The sequence below is a fragment of the Capnocytophaga felis genome (assembly GCF_009684755.1).
Lineage (GTDB): Bacteria > Bacteroidota > Bacteroidia > Flavobacteriales > Flavobacteriaceae > Capnocytophaga > Capnocytophaga felis.
The window spans coordinates 590,938-611,477 of the sequence record NZ_BLBC01000005.1 but is presented as its reverse complement, the minus strand read 5'-3'; the positions used below and the strand labels follow the sequence as shown (position 1 = coordinate 611,477).

22 protein-coding genes and 1 tRNA gene are annotated in these 20,540 nt (G+C 35.8%); 11 read left to right on the top strand and 12 right to left on the bottom strand.

Annotated elements, in window-relative coordinates; genetic code table 11:
• Positions 1–108: 108 nt before the first annotated feature.
• Positions 109–1,734, bottom strand: coding sequence for a SusR family glycan utilization regulator (susR, locus tag GN105_RS04075; RefSeq protein WP_155284141.1), 1,626 nt, complete (start codon positions 1,732–1,734; stop codon positions 109–111).
• 18 nt (positions 1,735–1,752) lie between these two features.
• The gene (locus GN105_RS04070; protein ID WP_155284328.1) at positions 1,753–4,344 is read right to left on the bottom strand and encodes a DNA gyrase/topoisomerase IV subunit A; all 2,592 of its coding nucleotides are present in this window, start codon (positions 4,342–4,344) and stop codon (positions 1,753–1,755) included.
• A gap of 263 nt (positions 4,345–4,607) precedes the next feature.
• On the opposite strand from GN105_RS04070, the gene GN105_RS04065 reads away from it, so the two are divergent.
• The 3 genes from GN105_RS04065 (at position 4,608) to GN105_RS04060 (ending at position 5,544) form a co-directional block, all read left to right on the top strand.
• Complete coding sequence (locus tag GN105_RS04065) at positions 4,608–5,189, top strand: DUF1287 domain-containing protein (protein WP_155284140.1); 582 nt, start codon at positions 4,608–4,610, stop codon at positions 5,187–5,189.
• 11 nt (positions 5,190–5,200) lie between these two features.
• Positions 5,201–5,404: a C1orf53 family protein gene (locus tag GN105_RS12845; RefSeq protein WP_173014959.1), complete on the top strand. Its 204-nt coding sequence runs from the start codon at positions 5,201–5,203 to the stop codon at positions 5,402–5,404.
• Between the two features lie 64 nt (positions 5,405–5,468).
• Positions 5,469–5,544, top strand: a tRNA-His gene (locus tag GN105_RS04060).
• 137 nt (positions 5,545–5,681) lie between these two features.
• Here the strand turns inward: GN105_RS04060 and GN105_RS04055 are convergent.
• A complete protein-coding gene (locus tag GN105_RS04055; protein ID WP_227977318.1) occupies positions 5,682–6,416 on the bottom strand; it encodes an LVIVD repeat-containing protein in 735 nt (244 codons plus the stop codon).
• 13 nt (positions 6,417–6,429) lie between these two features.
• Positions 6,430–6,933: a hypothetical protein gene (locus GN105_RS04050; RefSeq protein WP_155284139.1), complete on the bottom strand. Its 504-nt coding sequence runs from the start codon at positions 6,931–6,933 to the stop codon at positions 6,430–6,432.
• A gap of 429 nt (positions 6,934–7,362) precedes the next feature.
• Here GN105_RS04050 and GN105_RS04045 point away from each other — a divergent pair, with 429 nt between their 5' ends.
• Positions 7,363–7,887 carry a hypothetical protein gene (locus tag GN105_RS04045; protein ID WP_155284138.1) on the top strand — a complete coding sequence of 175 codons (525 nt, stop codon included), beginning with the start codon at positions 7,363–7,365 and terminating at the stop codon, positions 7,885–7,887.
• A 98-nt stretch (positions 7,888–7,985) separates the two neighbouring features.
• Positions 7,986–8,723: a hypothetical protein gene (locus GN105_RS04040; RefSeq protein ID WP_155284137.1), complete on the top strand. Its 738-nt coding sequence runs from the start codon at positions 7,986–7,988 to the stop codon at positions 8,721–8,723.
• Positions 8,724–8,793: 70 nt separating this feature from the next.
• Here the strand turns inward: GN105_RS04040 and GN105_RS04035 are convergent, their stop codons facing one another.
• The 7 genes from GN105_RS04035 to dut form a co-directional block, all read right to left on the bottom strand.
• Positions 8,794–9,021, bottom strand: coding sequence for a uroporphyrinogen decarboxylase (locus tag GN105_RS04035; RefSeq protein WP_155284136.1), 228 nt, complete (start codon positions 9,019–9,021; stop codon positions 8,794–8,796).
• A gap of 19 nt (positions 9,022–9,040) precedes the next feature.
• Entirely contained in the window at positions 9,041–10,210 is a 1,170-nt protein-coding gene (locus GN105_RS04030) for an ABC transporter permease (RefSeq protein ID WP_155284135.1), read from the bottom strand.
• 37 nt (positions 10,211–10,247) lie between these two features.
• Positions 10,248–10,640 carry a 30S ribosome-binding factor RbfA gene (rbfA, locus tag GN105_RS04025; protein WP_155284134.1) on the bottom strand — a complete coding sequence of 131 codons (393 nt, stop codon included), beginning with the start codon at positions 10,638–10,640 and terminating at the stop codon, positions 10,248–10,250.
• Positions 10,641–10,725: 85 nt separating this feature from the next.
• A complete protein-coding gene (locus tag GN105_RS04020) occupies positions 10,726–11,157 on the bottom strand; it encodes a GNAT family N-acetyltransferase (RefSeq protein WP_155284133.1) in 432 nt (143 codons plus the stop codon).
• A gap of 34 nt (positions 11,158–11,191) precedes the next feature.
• Positions 11,192–12,511 (bottom strand): murein hydrolase activator EnvC family protein, encoded by a 1,320-nt coding sequence (locus tag GN105_RS04015; protein ID WP_227977319.1) that lies wholly within the window; start codon positions 12,509–12,511, stop codon positions 11,192–11,194.
• A 9-nt stretch (positions 12,512–12,520) separates the two neighbouring features.
• Positions 12,521–13,276 carry a lipoprotein insertase outer membrane protein LolB1 gene (lolB1, locus tag GN105_RS04010; protein WP_155284132.1) on the bottom strand — a complete coding sequence of 252 codons (756 nt, stop codon included), beginning with the start codon at positions 13,274–13,276 and terminating at the stop codon, positions 12,521–12,523.
• Between the two features lie 26 nt (positions 13,277–13,302).
• On the bottom strand, positions 13,303–13,737 hold the full coding sequence (gene dut, locus GN105_RS04005) for a dUTP diphosphatase (RefSeq protein WP_095895692.1): 435 nt from the start codon (positions 13,735–13,737) through the stop codon (positions 13,303–13,305).
• Between the two features lie 98 nt (positions 13,738–13,835).
• On the opposite strand from dut, the gene GN105_RS04000 reads away from it, so the two are divergent.
• From GN105_RS04000 to GN105_RS03980, 5 genes are all read left to right on the top strand, one after another.
• A complete protein-coding gene (locus GN105_RS04000) occupies positions 13,836–16,118 on the top strand; it encodes a GH92 family glycosyl hydrolase (protein WP_155284325.1) in 2,283 nt (760 codons plus the stop codon).
• Between the two features lie 95 nt (positions 16,119–16,213).
• Positions 16,214–16,480 (top strand): hypothetical protein, encoded by a 267-nt coding sequence (locus tag GN105_RS03995; protein ID WP_155284131.1) that lies wholly within the window; start codon positions 16,214–16,216, stop codon positions 16,478–16,480.
• A gap of 73 nt (positions 16,481–16,553) precedes the next feature.
• Positions 16,554–16,862 (top strand): hypothetical protein, encoded by a 309-nt coding sequence (locus GN105_RS03990; protein ID WP_155284130.1) that lies wholly within the window; start codon positions 16,554–16,556, stop codon positions 16,860–16,862.
• Positions 16,863–17,218: 356 nt separating this feature from the next.
• Positions 17,219–17,911, top strand: a complete 693-nt coding sequence (locus tag GN105_RS03985) for a DUF6261 family protein (RefSeq protein WP_095895688.1) — start codon at positions 17,219–17,221, stop codon at positions 17,909–17,911.
• A gap of 96 nt (positions 17,912–18,007) precedes the next feature.
• Positions 18,008–19,195, top strand: coding sequence for a transglutaminase domain-containing protein (locus tag GN105_RS03980; RefSeq protein ID WP_155284129.1), 1,188 nt, complete (start codon positions 18,008–18,010; stop codon positions 19,193–19,195).
• Here GN105_RS03980 and GN105_RS03975 read toward each other — a convergent pair.
• Complete coding sequence (locus tag GN105_RS03975) at positions 19,182–19,361, bottom strand: hypothetical protein (RefSeq protein ID WP_155284128.1); 180 nt, start codon at positions 19,359–19,361, stop codon at positions 19,182–19,184. The two genes, GN105_RS03980 and GN105_RS03975, sit on opposite strands and share 14 nt — an antisense overlap.
• Positions 19,362–20,032: 671 nt before the next feature.
• On the opposite strand from GN105_RS03975, the gene GN105_RS12940 reads away from it, so the two are divergent.
• Positions 20,033–20,398 carry a septal ring lytic transglycosylase RlpA family protein gene (locus GN105_RS12940; RefSeq protein ID WP_373279391.1) on the top strand — a complete coding sequence of 122 codons (366 nt, stop codon included), beginning with the start codon at positions 20,033–20,035 and terminating at the stop codon, positions 20,396–20,398.
• Positions 20,399–20,540: the final 142 nt, after the last annotated feature.

The window sequence follows — 20,540 nt, the reverse complement described above, 5'->3', positions numbered from 1 at the left end:
TATGTTTTAAAATATGTTGAAAAAAGTACTAAAAATGAAATAAAAAAACAAATCGAAATAAATTTTATTTCGACTTGTTTGCGGTTGTTTTCGTTTTGTTTCGATGTTTTATGTTGCTTTCCACTGTCCGATGGTTTTTACTTTCTCTTCGAACTCGTCGCGTTCACCTTTGGCTTTGTTTCGTACTTTGGTGCGATAGTTATAAACCGTTCGCAAGGAATAACGTAAGAACTCTGCAATTTTGTTGCTATCGGTAATCCCTAAGCGAATTAAGGCGAAAATTCGCAATTCGGTGTTCAGCAATTCCCCTTTTTTGGGAATGATTTTTTCTTCTTCCAATAACAAATCATTAAATTCTTCTACAAAGGTTGGATAAATATTCAGAAAGATAGTGTCCAAGTTTTTGTACAATTCTTGAATTTCCTTTTCTTCTACTGTGTTGGATTTCAGTAATTTTAATAATTCATCAAACTGTTTCCTACTTGCCTTTTTATACAAAAACTTGCGATAGTTTTCAATTTTATCAATATAAGCCGAACATAAATCAAAAAAGTGGGCTATGTAATGTTCTTTAATGTGATTTACTTCTTGCAGATTTCTGTTTATTTCTGAAAGGTCAGCATTGAGTTTGGCAAGTTGTTTGTTGCTGTAATGCAGTTCTTTACGGATTTTCACAAGCTTTTTTACTTGTTTGTAAACATATACGAAAGCCCCAACCAAAGCCAAGGACAAAATACTAATTAAAGCCAAATATATTTGTAGCGTTTTTTTCTGTTTTTCTTCCTTTTGTTGGTATGCGGTGTTGATAATCGTATAAAAAGAAGTTCCTTCTTCAGCCCGATGACGCACATTGCAGAAAATAGCATCTTCTATTGCCATTTTTATGAACAAATATGCCATATCAAGATTGCCTTTTTCATAATGAGTTAGGGCAAGACTTTGTAAAGAAGCGTTATTTTTAATAGTATTTTGAATATCTGTGATGGCAGACATCGAAAAATAAGCTTCTTGCATATCAATATTTCCTTTTTCTTGATGAATTTTACCTAAAAAATATGCAATTAAAGCCCTTTCCGGATTTTTATCTGTAGTTTTTGGTAGTAAATTTAGAAATTGTACTTCGGAAAGTTCCTTTTTTTGGGAGAAAAAGTTCTTAATGGCACTTTCTATTTCAAATTCGATACTTTCAGGCGGAAGATTGAGTAAAAGCGAGTCGCGATATCGATTGCTTTGATTGAAATAACTGATATTGTTGGTACTTTGCCCATAATGACTATAAAAAGAATAGTATGAATCGTAATATTCACATAGCATTTTTTGGCTCAAAACAGATTTGTCAATGGACTTTAATAAAGCCAACGCTTCAACGTACATTCCTTTGATGGAGAAAAGCCTTGAAAGAAGTATGTTTACTTCATTTTGTAAAATAGGTTCACTAAGTGTGGTTGCTATTTTCTTGTTTTTCAACAGATATGCCACGGCGGAATCCACCTTATATTTCTGATATTCTTCATATAATTTTAAATTTATATGATACACCTCAGAAGTTGGCAGTCTCTTATCAGACAATAATTCTTTTAAGGAATTGATTTTGGCTTCTTTTTTGTTTGTATATATCTTGCTGTTTTCGATGATGTTAGATAAATATTTTACAATGGAATCTTTGTTTTGTTGTGCATAAAATCTATTACAACAGAACGTTACAAAGAAAATTAGCAAAATATGTTTTTTCATAGCGATTTCTGCAAAAAATTAAAATTCCAATTCCGTTTGTCCATTACTTTCATCATCATCTTCTATAATTTCCTCGTCACCCAAATCCTCTTCAATGATTCCTGTTTCTTCCTCCTGCTCGTACGGAAGCGATTCCAAAGCTATAATTTCTTTCACTTTGTCAGTAGTGAGTTGATTACCAAGAGCTTTTATTCCTTTTACGGCGATAAATTCCTCCAAGTTTACCGATATGTTTTCCTTTTCTGGTTTTCCTCGTTCTTTAGCAAAAATTACCTCAGCCATTGGTCGCCAATCGGAAGAAATGAACAATAGTTGCGATTTTGGATGTTCCGTAATGATTAATTCTTCCTTGTTTTCATTTTCAATTACGAAACGTTTTACGAAACAACGCTCCTTTTCTCCGTCATAATAAATTGCTGAAAGAGGTTTTTCAGGAATCCATTTTTCCATAATCAAAATATTGTCATCGAAATGCAAGCTTAAGTCAGGAATAACGGTTTTTACATTGCCATCTTTTGTTGCTAAAAGCAATCGGTCACTGCCTTTGAAGGCTCCTAATAGCTTTCCTCTTTCGTCTGTATTTAAGCGTTTTACGATGTCGTCATACCAAATTTTTCGCGGTTTGAGAGTGGAAACGCCTTTTTCCTTCAGCTCAATGCGTTTAATTGGATATTTTGAAACGAGATTTCCTTTTACGCCACGCCCTTTAATGAGTGTGTCGGCGAAATCAATGTCCCATTTCAGTTTGCGAATGCTTCCTACTTGACGTAAATTCACGGTAACAATTTCTGCTTCTCCATTCGGATTAGCGCTGAAATACAATATTTTAGAATTTTTGTTTTTTGGAATAAGCTCGTATTCTTTATCGCGGATAACTCCCGTTACGCTAAAACGTTTGATGTACGAAAATCCCGTTTGCCCGTCTTTGTAAATGAGATTATAAATGGTGCGTTTGTCGTCTTTTTTGAAAACCGCAGCGTGAATGATATTTTTATCAACATAAGTTTTGTCGCTGACTTTCACTACTTTCATTATTCCGCTTTCGGTGAAAACAATCACATCATCAATGTCGCTGCAATCACCTATGTAATCGTCTTTTTTGAGTGATGTTCCCACAAAACCTTCTGCTTTATTGACGTATAATTTGATGTTACGAACAACTACTTTGGTAGCTTCGATATTGTCAAATGGTCGAATTTCAGTTTTGCGTTCTTTTCCTTTTCCGTAAGTTTCCTTTAAGCGTTTAAAATGATTAATTGCGTAATCAATCAGATTTGCCAAATGATTCTTAATCTCTTCAATGTCAGCCTCAATTTTAAGCATATTTTCGTCTGCTTTGAAGGTATCGAATTTGGTGATACGAATCATCGGGATTTGCGTCAAACGTTGCAAATGGTCGTTTGTGATTTCTTTGATAAGTTGTTCTTTGAAAGGTTCGAAACGGTTGCGCAAATATTGGTAAAGTGCCTCTCTTTCAGAATATAATTTAAAGTCAATGTACATTTCTTCTCGGATAAATATCTTTTCTAAAGAAGAAAAATGCCATTGTTCTTCAAGTTCGCGAAGTTCTACTTCCAATTCTTTTTTCAGAAGTTGAACGGTGTTGTCAGTGGAACGTCGCAGAATTTCCGAAACGGTCAAAAAATGTGGCTTGTTGTCTTGAATTACACACGCAAGCGGAGAGATTGATGTTTCGCAAGCGGTAAAAGCATAAAGGGCATCAATGGTTTTGTCTGGTGAAATTCCTGACGGCAAATGGATGAGAATATCTACATTTTTGGCAGTATTGTCATCAATTTTTTTAACTTTTATTTTTCCTTTATCGTTCGCTTTCAAGATAGATTCAATTAGTGAACCTGTTGTGGTTGAAAAAGGAATTTCGGTAATACGAAGCGTACTTTTATCCACTTGTGAAATTTTTGCCCGAACCCGAACCCGTCCGCCACGTTGCCCGTCATTGTAGTTGCTTACGTCCATAATTCCGGCAGTTGGGAAATCAGGATAAAGCTCAAAAGGCTGATTTTTCAGATATGAAATGGAAGCGTCAATAAGTTCTAAAAAGTTGTGTGGTAATATTTTAGTAGAAAGACCTACCGCGATTCCTTCTGTGCCTTGTGCCAATAACAAAGGGAATTTTACGGGTAAGTTGACCGGTTCTTTTTCCCGACCGTCATAACTTACTTGCCATTCGGTTACTTTTGGGCTAAAAACCACGTCTAACGCAAATTTGGAAAGCCTTGCCTCAATGTAACGTGAAGCAGCAGCGGCATCTCCCGTTAGGATATTTCCCCAAGCTCCTTGAGTATCAATTAGTAATTCTTTTTGTCCGAGTTGTACCAATGCATCGGAAATACTGGAATCACCGTGTGGGTGAAATTGCATTGTATGTCCTACGATTTTGGCAACCTTATCCAAATGTCCTTTGTATAACTCCTTCATAGAGTGCATAATACGGCGTTGTACAGGTTTGAATCCGTCCTCTATGGCTGGTACGGCACGCTCCAAAATAACGTAGGAGGCATAGTCCAAAAACCAATTTTGGTACATCCCTGTAATTTTGATGATGCTTTCGCCTGATTGCTGTGGAGTTTGCGGTGTGTTTTCTTCGATTGACATAAGGTAAGGATTTTGATAGCTCGCAAATATATGGAAAAATTGGCAAACTTCGGAATTTTGATTTTTGTTTTTGGTGTAGATAAAAAATACTCAGAAAAGAACTTTTTGAACAGATGTTAAATGTTTGATTTTTTTGCTGAACAAATTTTTCACTAACCATAAAGGTATAAAATTAGTGTTACGAAGTTTAAATTTCTTAGGAGATAATGATTTTTGGCTTGAATTTTGATGGTTCGCTGAGGTTGAAATGAAAAACAATGAGAAAGATATTTTTTATAGTTTTATTTGGTGTCCTGACAGCCTTCACACCTCAAAACGATTTCAGAAGCAAACTTTCCGAAGCAGCCATTAATATCATAAATCCTTCGGTTAGGTATGTTTCTGATTATGTGTCTATTTCATATCCGGGCGGAGATGTGCCAGCAAATACGGGAGTTTGTACTGATGTTGTTATAAGGGCTTATAGGAAATTAAATATCGACCTTCAAAAAGAAGTTCACGAGGATATGAAAAGAAGATTTTCTGCCTATCCAAAAATATGGGGACTTAAAACTACTGATAAGAATATCGATCATCGTCGGGTTCCAAATCTGCAAACTTTCTTTAAAAAACACGGAAAAGAGCTTCCGATAACTAAAAATCCGGAGGATTACAAAGCAGGAGATATCGTAACGTGGATGCTTTCAGGCAAATTGCCTCATATAGGAATTGTAATTAGCAGAAAATCAAATGATGGTAAACGACCGTTGATAGTACATAATATTGGGAATGGGCAAGTTGCTGAAGATGTGCTTTTTAAATATCCGATAACAGGGCATTATTTTTATGACGGTAAATAATTTTGAGTGAAATGCAAGAGAATCAGGAAAATAGAGATTTTTATTATTCCGAAAGAGGATATAAAATTTTTACGGAAGAGTATCTTTTAAAAAGAGGATATTGTTGTCAAAGTGGTTGCAAACATTGCCCGTACCGATATAATAAAAAGACGGGAAATTTTGGTAGAAATAAATCCGAAAAAAACATTGATTCTTCAACTAAAAATGAAGATTAATTTTTTTGGGCAGAAATTTTGCAAATAAAAAAAGAATTATTACCTTTGCACCTGCAAATGAGATGGTGGTTTTAGCTCAGTTGGTTAGAGCGTCGGATTGTGGTTCCGAAGGTCGCCGGTTCGAGCCCGGTATTCCACCCGAAACATTTTCCATTTTAAAATTTTATGGTTACTGAAAAGGAGTGATTTTTGTGAAAAAGTCACTCTTTTTTTGTATAGAGAAAAATGAAAAAGACAAACATTGCGTTTGTCTTTTTACTTATAATTTTCTAAAAGATTAGTATCTTATTGTGCTAATTACGTATAAATCAGTAAAATCCTCCTTAGTCCAGCCATATTGAGTGATTTCTCTTTGCCCAAAAGCAAAAAGTTTGTCCTCGTAAAAAATCAAATCTTTGAAACTTTTGTTTTCTGAGTGAACAAGTGTCGGATTTGTCGGGTCTGCAATATTGAAGAATTTTAAATCATCGTCGCAAACCGCTAAGTAATTGCCTTTTAGAGCAAGCCCTTTGGGTTGAGTTAAGTTTCTTTCGTGAATTTTTACAGGGTTTTTTAAATCTCCGATGTCGTAAATCTGCAATACATTCAAATTGTTGCCACAAAAGCTGTTGGAATGTAATGTAACGAAAGCGTGTGAGGCATTTGCAACAATGGGGTCACAAGCATTAAAGTGCCTGTACTGAGAAAGTTTTTCGGGTGCTTCGGGTTTTGTGATGGAATAAATAAACATTCCGTTTCGTGAACCAATGAACAAAAACTCGTTTAATGAGAATAATGTTTCAATGTCAAAACCTACATAAATAGTGTTTACCTTTGACGGATTTGTAGGGTTTTGAACAGAAAAAACATTTAACCTTCCTGAATCCACGACGTACAAATAATTACCAACCAAAGCAAAAGTAGCTAATGACCCGCCAACGCTATCCGAACTCTTGCTCATATCATTGCCGGAATCTTTACTGCAAGCAATGAGCATCACGGCAATCAGTAAAAAACAAATAATTTTTTTCATATTCTAAGGAATTTTAATTATGCTTAACTCTTTTGTGCCAATCTACAACTACTTTACCTTCCGAGGAAATTGGATAATAACCATCAGGAGACCTCAGGACAGGAAAAGTATTCCGGATACGGTCGTGAATTGTGATTTTGTTTTGTGATAAATCAAAGCTAAACGCCACCAAATCTACCGCCTGATTTACATACATAATATCTCCTCTTATAGCCAAATCCGTAGCTCCGGGAATTTTTAAAAAGGCTATAAGAGTTGGTTTTTCAGGGGTATTATTGTTGTAGATATAAAATCCTTTGTTGGTGTCCCCGATGAACATATAATTATCTTTAAGGTAAATTTTTCCTGCATTCTTTACATTTGCATTTCCGGAAGTTTTGCTTAAAGTGATTGAATTTTCAAAAGCAGAACGTTCCATATTTTCGGGTTCATAATCAGAGTAATAGATGTCGTCTCTGTTATGAGGACAAGAATAAAGAATCAAACTTGTCAGAGCAAAAAGTAAGTAAACTTTCATAACTTTATTTTTAAGGGTTAATATTAAGAAAGATATTCCCCACAAAAATAAATATTATTTTGTGAATAAGCAATTTATAATGAATAAAAATAATTAAAATTTTATTTTATGAAAAATTTAATAAATATTTGTTTTTATTATTTTAACAATAATTTTATATTATTACATAATGACATTTTTAAATTATCCATATTTTTTTAACATTTTCAATTTAAAATATTTTCAATAAAACAATAGTTTTATTGAAAATATTTTAAATAAATGTGTTTAAAAATTTGTATATTAATGTTTATTCTCTATATTTGCAAAATAAAAATAAGTATGCATACTCAAATCAGGTAGAATTAAATTGACAACCGAAAATCAAAGACTGCCTTGAAGTGTTAAAAACACATCTGAGATTGTAGGCTATTAAATTATTTTTTTATTATGAATAAATTTAGAAATTTTTTGAATGTATTCCTTTTTAGTGGAATTATTGCTTTTGCTGTTAGTTGTAATGAGAAAAGAGATGATGAGCCTTCTGTTTACACAGAAGTTGTGGAAACTGTGCTTGAATTGCCACGTAAGGAAGGTAACGGAATAGAAAAACTGAACGTTACTTTTAAAGGAACCTTTGACGAGGAAGGTAATTGGATAAGTAAGGAGGTTTCTAAAAATGTACTTGATTATTTTGGATTGGATTCTCAACTCTCTTTTGAAAACTTTATAGAAAATAAAGTAGCTGAACAACAAATGGCACAAGCCCTTGCAGCAAGGAATGCTAATTTCCCTGAAGTCTATATGGAAGCAACAGGTGGTCATTCAGACTGTATTGAAAAATGTAATGATAAATACACAGATGAAGACGGTAATAAAATAGAAGGAAGAGGGAAATGCAAGTTTAATTGTTGGGTAGATACTGGAATAAAAATCTTAACAGTTGCGGCAACAATTGCAGCAGCCTTAAAGTAATATCCATTTTTGATATCTGAACAAAGTTAAAGTAATTTTAGCCAACTTGAGTTTTTAATAAAAATTCAGGTTGGTGTTGTTTAAAAATGAACATACTTATGAAGAAAATCATTTTAATAGTACTATTAACCTTAACACTTAGTTCTTGCCAATGCTTATTACTGAAAACTTTTGCAATAACCAAATCAGCATTAAAACACAAACGAGTGATGGTCAAGGGAGACAGAGAGATAATTTATATCCCAATGGCTCACTTAGGCAAGCAGGCATATTATGATGAAGTTAAAGCTTTTGTTACAGAAAAACGCAACCAAGGTTACAAGATTTATTATGAAGCGGTTTTAGTAGATACTTCAGCTGTTAAAAAAGGACAGTTAGATACATTATCTTTAAAAGCAAGAAAATTAATAGGACACCATTTATCTTTCAATTATGCTGACAAGGATAATAAATCACTACCAAAGTGCTATAAAAAATATGTAGGGCAAACCTTGGAAAATACAGGGGTTTTGCAAGGGATAGATGTAAATGCAGACCTACATTTTGAGGAAATCATTGCCCGTTATGAAGCAAAATACGGGGAAATTCCGTTAGATGAATGTGATTATAATACACCTTTAAATGCTCCTTATCAATGCAACCCTATACCTAATGTACGCAAAAGTAATAGCAGATACGGCTTTACAAAAGAGTTTCGTGATGAGCATTTGAAGCAATTACTAATAAATAGCGAGGATAAGAAAATCTTGTTGCTTTACGGAAAGGCTCATTGGTTACAAGCAATATGGCCTGCCTTGCGTGATGAAGGTTTTGAGCTTGTGGAAGGAAAAATTTAAAGTTTTTAGGTTTGTTAATTCACATCAAAACAAGGAATAAAACTTCAATTTGTTAAAAAGACAAAAACTTTTATTCCTTGTTTTTCTCCTTTTTTCCTTTTCTCAAAATATAAAAAATCTGTACAAAAGCCAGAAAAGCATTCGGCAAAATAATTGGGATGCTATCAATGGCAAAGCCGTAAAAGACAAATAAAATACAGCCAACCAAATTGGTCGTGCGGATGTAAATGAGGTTGTCTTTTATCAAAAAACTAAGAACCACGAAAAAGGAAGCTGCATAGCCAATAAAGTCAGTCATATATATCATATTTAAGAAGTTATAAAGCTTTTGAATCAGAAATTTTCACTCTTGAAGAAGCTAAAAATGAAGCCAATATGCCCAAAATTACAATCGTTCCAAAAACAATAAAAATGTTAGTCCATTCAATTTCAACAGGATACGGAAGCGATGAACTTATCATAATCCATTGAAAATGCTTTTGTAACAAAACAATAATAATTCCCAAAGCCACCCCGACAAAAGCTCCTATCACAGAAACCATCGTCCCTTGCAAAAAGAATATTTGTTGCATCTGTTTTTCAGTCATTCCAAGGGCATATAACGTTCTCAAATCGTTCTTTTTGTCCAGAATCATCATTATGATAGCTCCCACCAAATTAAAAAGAGCGATAATTAATACAAGAGTGAAAATGAGATAGATAGCTATATTTTCCGTATTTAACATTCGGTACAGAGCATTGTTGAGTTGAGCTCTGTTTTTTACGATAACAGAATCTCCAAAAATCCGAGAAATTGCTTCAATAGCTTGTTTTTCAGGAATATTCGGAGAAAGTTTTACCTCAATTGCCGATATTTCATTGGGTTGTAATCCTAAAATATCCCGAGCCTGTGAAAGTGAAGAAAATACGTACTTCTTGTCTAATTCTTCGGTTATCTGATAAATTCCCGAAATAATGACAAACGCCTCCCGATAAGGTTTCGTTTCCTGCATAATACTTCCTTTACCTGCCTTAGGTACAACAATTTGCATCGGTGAAGAACCATCAAAGAAAGCTAATCCTAAGTGATTGAAAATAGTTGCCCCAACCACCACACTTGGCGGACTGACGTCCCAACTTCCTAAAACTAAAATGCTATCAACCTTATTTACAGAAGAATAATTTTCATCAACGCCTTTTATGTAAGCAATGTGATTTTTCTCTTTATGGTTTAGAAATACTTGTTCTTCAATTATTTGGCTGAAACCGACGATTTCTTTGGTATTTCTTAATTTTGTGATTTCTCTTTCGGAAATTGAAATGGTTTTTCCCGTTTTAGGAAATATCTTTAAATCGGGGTCAAAAAAAGATGAAAATGAAAGTGTAAAAGTTTTCAGTCCGGCAAATCCTGCCAAAACAATGAACAATGCCGCTCCGCCTATCACCACTACCAAAGCCGTAATTCGGTTGATGATATTGATGACATTCTGCGAACTTTTCGCAATCATATAGCGTTTTGCTATGTGAAAGACGGCTTTCAACAGCTTATGACTTTTTTCGTTTGTAAAGTAAGTCGCGGTTTTCTATCGGATTTTCTTCTCCTTTAAGAGATTTCTCAATGCCTTCGATATATTGCAGAGAATCATCTACATAAAAGAGCAAATCAGGCATACGTTTGAATTGGTTTTTTGTGATTTGTGATAGTTCGTGTTTAATCATCGGGGCGTTGGAAGTCAATCCTTTAAGAATTTCGGGAGCTTTTTCTTCAGGAAATACGCTTAGATATACTTTCGCTACGGATAAATCTACTGTGATGTTTACTTTCGTTACTGAAATTAGTAAATTATGCTGCCCTGCATCGCGGATTGATTGCTGCAATACTTTGGCGAGTTCTTCCTGAATAACTCCTGCTATTTTTTTTTGTCTGTTACTTTCCATAAGGCAAAGATAAGGTATTTAAATTTAAAAAGACGGGAATGAAATTTAAAATGTGTTTAATTGACTGATTTAGAAAGATGAATTTCTAATTGTTTTGAATTGACAGAGCGAAAAGTGTACTGTCTTTTTCTGAGAATCCCATTCGTTTGTATAGGCGATGAGCTGCTTCTCTTTTTGGATTAGAATATAAAAGTAATGTATTTACTTCCAGTTCTTTAGCTTTTTCAATTAATGATTGCACCAAACGCTCACCAATTCCTCTTTTCCGATGATTTGATGAAACCACCACATCTTCAATCCAAGCCTTTCGCCCAGAAATTACCTCATACACAGCCATTGTAGCCATTCCCACGATTTTATTCTCATCGGTACATATCACAATATGAGGAGGTTCGGCGAGTTGAAAAAGTTTTTCCACAGGAGTTGTTTGAATGTCAGAAAGTTCGGAAAACAGAATTTGTATTTGACTTTCAATTGTTGGTGTCAAATCTGTTTTTTTGATGAAATGTATTTCCATAGAGATAATTTTTTTGATTTTCAGATGATAAGAATCACATTTTGTGTATCCAATATTCCGGATTTAAGCGGGTTGTATTCTTGTATAGGAAAAATTTCATTTCGGTTTTTCCGTTACTGTCAGTGAAAATTTTCCCCAAAGATTCTTTTGTTTTCACTTTATCTCCCTTTTTTACATACACATCTGTTAGATTGTAGTAAATGGAAATATAATTTCCGTGACGTACCTGAACTACTTTATTACTTCCGGGAATAGACTGAATGGCAGACACTTCGCCTTCAAAAACAGACCGTGCTTCGCCTCCTTTTTCCGTAGCGATAGTTACACCGTTGTTGTAGTGCTTTACATCGGGGTACACAGGGTCGCTATATGTCCCGAATCCTTGTGATTTATAGCCTTTTACCACAGGCCAAACCAAATTTCCTTTGTTAGCTTCAAAATTGTTAGCCACTTTTTTAGATTCGGGAGTAAGTACAAAAGAAATTTCACCTGAGCTTATCGCCTGGCTTTCCGTTGTATTTTTCCCTTTTGAATTGAGTGCTTTTTCTCTTTTGTTAGCTTCAATGATTGCTAAGCGGATAAGCCTTTGGATTTCACGGTCAATGGCATCGGCTTGTTTTTGTTTTTCTCGGATTTGCTTCTCGTAGTTACGTTCCTTTTTGCGTATGTTGGTCGCCAACACTTCCAATTCTTTTTTTTCTTGCAGAAGGGTTTGCTCTTCTTTTCTGTTTTCTTCCAAAACAACATTCTTCTCGTTACGTTGCACTACGAGTTGATTGTTAATTTGTTTTATTTTTTCCGATTTTACTTGAATTTCGCTTACTTGCTTCTTACGATAATCAGCATATTGTTTCATATACGAAAATCGTTTGTATCCTTGCCAAAAACTTTCGGAAGAAAGCAAAAACATCAATCTATTTTGTGAAGATTTGCTTTTGTATGATTGTTTTATGAGTTTTGCATATTCTTGTTTGTGAAATTTTAATTCCTTTTGCAAAACGCCCAATTGCTTTTCGTTGTCATCGATTTCCTTTGAAATGAGATTGGCTTGCTGTTGTGTGATTTGAATCAATCTTGTACGAGCTTGTATTTTTTCATTGGCTTCCTCAATCTGCAAAACGGTGGATTTGCGTTGTTGAGTTTGTTGAGCACGCAGTTCGGACATTTGCTTAATTTGTTCAATAATAGCCTTTTTTCGTTCTTCTAAATCTTTTTGTTTGGTTTGTGCAGAAAGAAATAAAGGCAGAAACAAAAGCAATATTTGAAGATGAGCAATGCTGAATATTTGAAATTTAAAATTCCAAATATTCAAGTTGCAAAAGTTCCAAGTTTGAAGGTTATTCCATTTTTTCATTTTCAAAAATTACTTAATTTCTTTCGTTCCTGACGGAATTTTGAAAGGGAAGTTTACATTTTCATTGAGTTTCATTCCGTTAAAAGTAAGTTCAATGTTTGTGTTTCTGTTTCCGTGTAAAGTGCTAATTTTTACGGTAGCAGGAATTAGCACATTATCAATCTGTTGGTAAGAAAATTCGGCTTTGCCCTTTGTTCCTGAATTTCTTTCAAGAACGTCAAAGAAACCGAGACGGAAATTTCCCGGATTAATTCCGTAAGTAACATCAATATCTGGATTTTGTTTCGCTTCCAAAATGTAATGCTGATTGCTTCCTTGCAAAAGTTGTGCTTCTTTTGTTAGCGGATAGATAGATTGTCCCAACAATAAATTTTGTAAATTTTCAAAATCCACATCAAATCCCAAAAGCTTACTGATGTATGAAAAATCTCCATCAAAATGCTCATTCTCCAACCTATTGTAATAACTTGCTTTTTCGGGAGTTATGAGTGCTTTTGCAATTCCTAATGGGGCAGAAAGCCAAATGGCTTTGTCTTTTTCCATTCGGAAACTCAGTGAGATGGATTGCGAGCCTTTTCCGTCATCGTATGAAGCCAAAACACTTCCGCTGAGGGTTTTGAATTCAGGGAAAGAACGTTTGTGCCACTCTACAATGTCTTTGGCTTTCAAATTTTTGTTTACTTCTTCTGAAGATACTAATACTTTTTTTGATTTACAACTTGCTAAAAATAGGCAAACTGCAAAAAATGTAATTATTTTTTTCATTGTTTTAATCTGGTTTTGTGGAAGTTTTATTTCTGTCCTGTACTTCCAAATCCGCCTGCTCCTCGCTGGGTTTCAGTGAGTTCTGTTGCTTCTGTAAGCTGTGCTTTTTCATATTTTGCAAAAACCATTTGGGCTATTCGCTCTCCGTTTTCAATAGTGAAAGGCTCGGAAGAAAGATTTACTAAAATCACACCGATTTCACCACGATAATCGGCATCAATAGTTCCGGGGCTGTTCAAAACGGTAATTCCGTGCTTGGCAGCCAATCCGCTTCTGGGGCGAATTTGTACTTCATAGCCTTTCGGGATTTCCAAAAATAAGCCTGTTTTCACTACCACTCTTTCCAAAGGCTGCAAAACAATAGGCGTTTCCAATGAAGCTCGGATATCCATTCCGGCAGAATCTTCCGTTTGATAACAAGGTAACGGATTTTGAGAAATATTTTTAATTTTTACAATCATATTTTTTTACTATATCAGAAGGGCAAAAGTACCAAAAATAGTTGAAAAGTTGAAAAAAATCTATACCTTTGAAACGTGTAATAAATAAATTAGTAGAGATGAACTTAAAATACACTGTTTTTTCAGCGTTAAGCATTTTGTTTTTAACCTCTTGTGAAGATAAAAAAACAACGAATCAGAATGTTGAACAACAACCTCCAAAACCGCTTACAAGTTACGTTGATCCTTTCATCGGAACGGGCGGACACGGGCATACCTACCCCGGAGCTACAACGCCCTTCGGAATGGTGCAAGTCAGTCCCGTAAACGGAATCAGCGGTTGGGATTGGTGCTCGGGCTATCATCACAGCGATACGCTTTTGATTGGCTTCGGACATCTGTCGCTCAGCGGAACGGGAATTGGCGACCTGAATGACATCTTGCTAATGCCCGTAAATCAAAAATACGACCTTTCCCAACTTTCCACCGGAAAAAAAGACCAATATCCCAAAGCTGCTTTGGAGTTCCGAAACCAAGTGCCGTATAAAGCACGCTATTCGCATCAAAACGAAAAAGCCCAACCCGGTTATTATCAAGTCTTTTTGGAAGATTCTAAAGTGAATGTAGAACTCACCGCCGATACATATTTCGGTTACCATAAATATTCGTTTCAAAAAGGCGACAAGCAATCCGTGATTTTGAATTTGGGATTTGCCATCAATTGGGACAATCCTACAGAAACTTTTATCAAAAGAGAAACCCGAAAACTTGATATAAATAATAACGGAAACATCATTACGGGGCATCGTTTCAGTACGGGGTGGGCAAAAAATCAAAAAGTGTTTTTCGCCATTGAGTTTTCAAAACCCATTCAGGAAATTCAACTGCAACAAACGGATAAACAAATCACTTCGGGGCAATTTTTCTTCGATGAAACCTCTGGGGAAGAACTAACGGCTCGTGTGGCGATTTCTTCCGTAAGTGAAGACAATGCGTTGGCAAATTTGGATTTGTACGACAAGCGTTCGTTTGAAGAAGTCCGTCAGAAAGCTCACGATATTTGGCAAAAGCACCTTTCTTCCATAGAAATTGAAACGCCTGTCGATTCGCTCAAAACCATTTTCTACACGGCTTTGTATCACACGCAAATTGCTCCCGTAACGTTTTCCGACAGAAATGGGCAGTTCCGTCAGCAGAATGACAAAATCACCCAAACAGATGGTTTTACGGCATATTCAACGCTTTCTCTTTGGGATACGTTCCGTGCTGAAAATCCGCTGATTACTTTGCTTCAACCTGAAATTGCTGCCGACATTGTCAAATCGATGTTGGCCTATTCGGATGTGATTGGAAAATTGCCCGTTTGGACGCTCTACGGAAATGAAACCGATTGTATGACGGGCTATCATTCTATTCCTGTGATTGTGGAAGCCTATTTAAAAGGCGTTCGTTCGTTCGATGCCGAAAAAGCATACCAAGCAATGAAAAAAACGATGATGGGCGAGGAACGCGGACTGAAATTCTACAAACAATACGGCTACATTCCGTTTGATAAATGGGACGAGTCCGTAACCATTTCGTTGGAATACGCCTACGATGATTGGTGCGTAGCTCAAATGGCAAAAGCCTTGGGCAAAACCGATGATTACGAGTTTTTTATGAAACGAAGTGAGGCCTACAAACATTTGTTGGACACCGAAACGGGCTTTATGCGAGGCAAATCATCAGACGGAAAAAGGCGTACGCCTTTTGACCCGAAACACTCCAACCACCGCGAGGCAACCGACTACACCGAAGGAAACGCTTGGCAACATTCGTGGTTTGTGCCTCACAATCCGCAAGGATTTATCGATACTTTCGGTGGAAAAGAAAAATTCGTACAGCATTTGGAAAAACTCTTTACCGAAAGTTCCGAAATTACGGGCGATAATGTTTCGGCGGATATTACGGGGCTTATCGGTCAGTACGCTCACGGAAACGAACCGAGCCATCACATTGCCTATCTTTTCAACAAAGCAGGAAAACCGCATCGCACCCAATATTGGATAAACGAAATTTTGAAAACGCAGTATAACACTACGCCCAACGGTTATTCAGGCAATGAGGACTGCGGACAGATGTCGGCTTGGTACGTGTGGAGTGCAATGGGCTTGTATCCGATGAATCCCGCTTCGGGCGAGTATGAAATCGGGCGACCGCTATTTCCGAAAGTGAAAATCAATCTTCCTAACGGAAAAATATTTACTATTATTGCCGAAAACGTTTCTGCGGAAAATATGTACATTCAGTCGGCAACGCTCAACGGACAAAAATTAGAGAGAACCTTTATCACCGATGAAGAGTTAAAAGCTGGTGGCGAGTTGAAATTCGTAATGGGGTCAGTAGCACCAACAGGCAAATAAATAAATAATAATGTAGGGGCGGAATATATTTCTTCTCTACATCCGAAAGTGTATAAATCTAAATTATAAAAAAAATAAATTTAAATTATAAATATATGAATATCAAAGAGATTAATCCGAATACAGTTGTAGTAACCACCTCTTATGTTACACAAAATCAACATCCTATTGTTTCTGTTTTTTATGATGAAGATGGTGATCTTCAGGTTTTTAGCCAAGAAGGTGCCGATATGGAAAAAGTACAACTCATTACCTTTCAACAAATACTTACTATTGACCCAAGCCTTCTTACAATTGGCAACCTCAACAAAGGTGAACAATTTTACAGAGATAGTCCTAAGGAGCAATGGAGAAAAAAATAAACCATTTACAATCGAACATATGAAAATTTTTGAATCAGAAATACAAAAATATTTAAATGAGGCTAATTTAGGTATGAGAACATACATAAAGAAGGAGTATAGCAAAAGTATTTTTAAAAGCTACTATGCCTTTTTTGATGATTTTTTGTTCAAATATGGAGTTATATCCATTAATATTCACGGAATTACAGATAAAGAAAATAAATTTATACCTTACTTAAAGTTCGCTAAAAAGAATATTTTTAGAGAAAATGAAGGCTTTTTGGATTTGTCAAGTCAAGGAGTTAGTGGAGATGTAGCTCAAAGATTAATGGCGAATTATTTAATTTCAAATTTGAATTTTGTGCCATTGGATAGACTTGAAAATTGGTCTGATGATTGATTTGATAAAATAGAAATTCATAATATCCATTCTTTATACTATTTTCTTCAATCATCGTGAGGGAAGCAATAGGAAAATTCCCAAAGGTCAAATCAACGTGAGGGAGGTAATGGGAAATTTCCCAAAGGTTAAATCAACGTGAGGGAAGTAATAGGAAAATTCCCAAAGGTTAAATCATCGTGAGGGAGGTAATGGGAAAATTCCTAAAGGTCAAATCATCGTGAAGGACGTAATGAGAAAATCCCCATTATGGCATTCAAGGGAGGGTTAGCGATTTTTACTTAAAATTTCTGAAAAGATAAATTTGTTTTCTAAAAAAATAGAAATATCTTTGTGATATCAAAAATGTTTTTGTTATGAAAAAATTAAACTCAAAAGCACGTGTATCGGAGGTGGCAGACGTCGCTCACCGTCTTGTAGGGCAGTTTGCTCAGGAAACCACATTGCAAAATGATGCTTTCCTAAAAGGAGTATTTACCAAGATGGAAGCCCAAACTACCGAAATTTCGGTAGCTCTGAAAAAAGAAGCCGCCATTTCCAGATTGGAAGAAGCCGATGACCTTCGTGATGAAACCATCGGGAACTTCAAACAGATTCTGCTGGGGTACAAAGCGATGCGTTCTGCTGAAATTAAAGGATGGGCAGAGCGGTTGTACGCCGTTTTTGACCGTTACGGAATGCGTATTACGCGGGAGAATTATTCGAGTGAATCGGCACATATTGAGTCGCTCTTACGAGATTTGTCAGCGTCAGATTTGCAGGATGCCATTAATGGACTCTCGGGCGTGGCGGAAACCATAGAGGAGCTTCGCACGCGTCAAACGGCTTTTCATACCGAGCGAATGGCGTACGAAAAAGCCGTGTCGGAACAAGGAGCAACGGCTTCGGCAACCTCGCTGAAAAATCCTTTGTTGGAGCTTATCAATACCAAATTAGTAAGTTTTCTCACCGCAACGCAAGAGGAAGAACCCTACAAGAAATTTGCCGGCGTAGTGGCACAAGTTATCGGTGAGATGAACGAAACCGTTTCCCGACGAAACAAAAAGTAATCCTCAAAAGAGCGAAAAATTTTTCGCTCTTTTGTTTGTATTGCTATCAACATTAAAATCACTTTAAGAGTACTAACAATTAAATATATAAATACAATGAAGAATTTACTGTTATTTTTAACGAGTTTCTTGTTTTTGATGGCTTGCCAAAAGGAAGAAAATCCGCAAAGCGAGGAAACAGACATTCCACAGACTTCCGTTTTTGCTACCGATGACGGGGCGATAGCCTTAAACGGAACAAAAATGGAAAATTTCAAACAACTTTTGGAAAAGACCGATCTAAAATACATTTCCACACCATACGAACCGCACCTTACTGCCTCTCAAATACGTGAAATAAAAAAAATAACCGACGATTTAACAGTGCAGGGTGATGCATCGAAAACTTTTAAGAACATCTTCGACTGGGTACATAAAAACATCCGATACAATCTTTCAGACAATGAACCCTATGCGGTGTTTCGCAATCGTGTGGCGGTATGCCAAGGATATGCTAACTTGTTAAAAGTGATGCTTGAAACGCAAAACATACCGGCTATCGTTGTTTATGGTAATCTGAAAGACCCCAATGCAAGAGGTGCTAACGACACGTCGTTAGGACACGCTTGGAACTATGTGTTAATCAACGGAAAATGGATGGTCAGCGACCCTACCAACAACAGAAATTTTAAAGCCGATGAATTTAAAACGTATGCCCATTTAGAGCCGATGTATCTGAATACTCATCTGTTTGAAGACGATAACTTTGCGTATGCTTATAACGAAGGAAGATTGTCAATCCGGAAGGTAAAAAAAGGCAATGAAAAATTGATTGTTCCGTTTAGTGTGATGGGATTTCGCATAACGGCATTTAATCCTGACCAAGAACTTCCCAATACTATTAAAGAGATTTACATCGGTAAAAACATTACCTCTCTGGGAAAAAACATTGTGGGGCTTAAAGCGTATGCCGGTAACATCGAAAAAGTATTGATAGATACGCAAAATCCGCAATTGGAAGAATACAAAGGAGTTGTTTACCAAAAGGGCGAATCTCTACCTTATCTTATTCCTAATAAGTTGCAAAAAATGGAGTTGAAAGGCATTGAAAAAGTTGGGAAAAATACAATTTTTGGGCATAACTCGCTCACCGAAATTATTTTTTCAAAAGAGACCAAACTCATTGAATCATACGCCGTAGAATCTTGCCCGAATCTTAAACAAGTACACGTCCATAAAGATACGGAAATTAAAGAAAATGCCTTTTATGGCTGTTCGCCCAATCTCAAAATTATAAAATTCTAAGTAAAGTTACTTTAATTTTTAAATTTCTTATAAAGAATTCTGTCAAAAGAGCGAAAAAACTTTTTCGCTCTTTTTGTTTTTCTTTCAAAATAATACGATTTTTTCCGTTGGTAACGTGTTGTCCGGTAAGGGCAGAATATGTTTTGTCTCCTCGTATGTTCTGCATTTTGTAGAAGTTTATTACATAAATCCGAAATCAATGAATATAATGGGAAAATTCTCACGAGTTAAATCATCGTGAGGGAAGCAGTGGGAAAATTCCCACGAGTTAAATCATCGTGAGGGGAGCAACGGGAAAATTCCTACGATTTAAATCATCGTAAGGGAGGCAATGGGAAAATTCCCAAAGGTTAAATCATCGTGAGGGAAGCAATGGGAAAATTCCCAAAGGTTAAATCATTGTGAGAGAGGCAATGGGAAAATTCCCAAAGGTTAAATCATCGTGAGGGAAGCAATGGGAAAATTCCCACGAGTTAAATCATCGTGAGGGAGGCAATGGGAAAAAATTTTCTGTGAGAACAAAAGATAACGTAATCTATGAAAAATACCCTCATTTTTGATGAGGGTTGTAATTTTTTCATTCTGAAGAAATTTTGGGAAGATTCTGGAAAAATAAATATTTTTGCATACAAAAACGAAGAAATGAAACAAACAATTACTAAACTACTTACACTTTTGTTTCTGATAGGGAGCGTAACGGCTTGTAGTGGGCAGAAAGTCTATAATGAAAATTCGAAAAAACAAACCGTAAAAACAAACCGTGCAAAAGCTCATAAAAAGAAGGTTTCAACCAACAAAAAAAGTACAAAACCTCAAAAGAAAAGCGTTTCCAAAAAAATAACTCATCAACAGGAAGCAAAATCTGCTCCGGTCAAAAATGCCGTACTTCTGCCTACGGAAACTTATAAAAAACAAGTAATTGCCACCTATTATCACGATAAATTTAACGGACGCAAAACTGCCAATGGTACTATCTTTGACAATACCAAACAAACCGCAGCACATCGTACGCTTCCTTTTGGTACTGTGGTTAAAGTGATTAATCGCATAAATGGTAAGTGGATTTATGTTACGATAAATGACAGAGGTCCCGTGAAGAAAACCAGAGAAATAGACCTAACCCGAAGAGCTTTTATGGATATCACAGACAACAAAAACAAAGGGGAATTATTAGTGGATATAGAAATAGTCAAAGAAAATTAAGTCTTCAATACGGAAGTTTTTTCAATTTGAAAGCATAAAAAGGGTAGGGTAAACGCACGAATTTTTTGATAAAGCAAATAAATGTGTATCAAGAACAAACACTCTTTGATACGCTTTATTTCGCAAATTACTCGAAATGATG

Coding starts and splice junctions, on each gene's coding strand:
- susR (WP_155284141.1), bottom strand. CDS start 1,734: ATGAAAAAACATATTTTGCTAATTTTCTTTGTAACGTTCTGTTGTAAT.
- GN105_RS04065 (WP_155284140.1), top strand. CDS start 4,608: ATGAGAAAGATATTTTTTATAGTTTTATTTGGTGTCCTGACAGCCTTC.
- GN105_RS12845 (WP_173014959.1), top strand. CDS start 5,201: ATGCAAGAGAATCAGGAAAATAGAGATTTTTATTATTCCGAAAGAGGA.
- GN105_RS04055 (WP_227977318.1), bottom strand. CDS start 6,416: ATGAAAAAAATTATTTGTTTTTTACTGATTGCCGTGATGCTCATTGCT.
- GN105_RS04050 (WP_155284139.1), bottom strand. CDS start 6,933: ATGAAAGTTTACTTACTTTTTGCTCTGACAAGTTTGATTCTTTATTCT.
- GN105_RS04045 (WP_155284138.1), top strand. CDS start 7,363: ATGAATAAATTTAGAAATTTTTTGAATGTATTCCTTTTTAGTGGAATT.
- GN105_RS04040 (WP_155284137.1), top strand. CDS start 7,986: ATGAAGAAAATCATTTTAATAGTACTATTAACCTTAACACTTAGTTCT.
- GN105_RS04035 (WP_155284136.1), bottom strand. CDS start 9,021: ATGACTGACTTTATTGGCTATGCAGCTTCCTTTTTCGTGGTTCTTAGT.
- GN105_RS04030 (WP_155284135.1), bottom strand. CDS start 10,210: ATGATTGCGAAAAGTTCGCAGAATGTCATCAATATCATCAACCGAATT.
- rbfA (WP_155284134.1), bottom strand. CDS start 10,640: ATGGAAAGTAACAGACAAAAAAAAATAGCAGGAGTTATTCAGGAAGAA.
- GN105_RS04020 (WP_155284133.1), bottom strand. CDS start 11,157: ATGGAAATACATTTCATCAAAAAAACAGATTTGACACCAACAATTGAA.
- GN105_RS04015 (WP_227977319.1), bottom strand. CDS start 12,511: ATGAAAAAATGGAATAACCTTCAAACTTGGAACTTTTGCAACTTGAAT.
- lolB1 (WP_155284132.1), bottom strand. CDS start 13,276: ATGAAAAAAATAATTACATTTTTTGCAGTTTGCCTATTTTTAGCAAGT.
- dut (WP_095895692.1), bottom strand. CDS start 13,737: ATGATTGTAAAAATTAAAAATATTTCTCAAAATCCGTTACCTTGTTAT.
- GN105_RS04000 (WP_155284325.1), top strand. CDS start 13,836: ATGAACTTAAAATACACTGTTTTTTCAGCGTTAAGCATTTTGTTTTTA.
- GN105_RS03995 (WP_155284131.1), top strand. CDS start 16,214: ATGAATATCAAAGAGATTAATCCGAATACAGTTGTAGTAACCACCTCT.
- GN105_RS03990 (WP_155284130.1), top strand. CDS start 16,554: ATGAGAACATACATAAAGAAGGAGTATAGCAAAAGTATTTTTAAAAGC.
- GN105_RS03985 (WP_095895688.1), top strand. CDS start 17,219: ATGAAAAAATTAAACTCAAAAGCACGTGTATCGGAGGTGGCAGACGTC.
- GN105_RS03980 (WP_155284129.1), top strand. CDS start 18,008: ATGAAGAATTTACTGTTATTTTTAACGAGTTTCTTGTTTTTGATGGCT.
- GN105_RS03975 (WP_155284128.1), bottom strand. CDS start 19,361: ATGCAGAACATACGAGGAGACAAAACATATTCTGCCCTTACCGGACAA.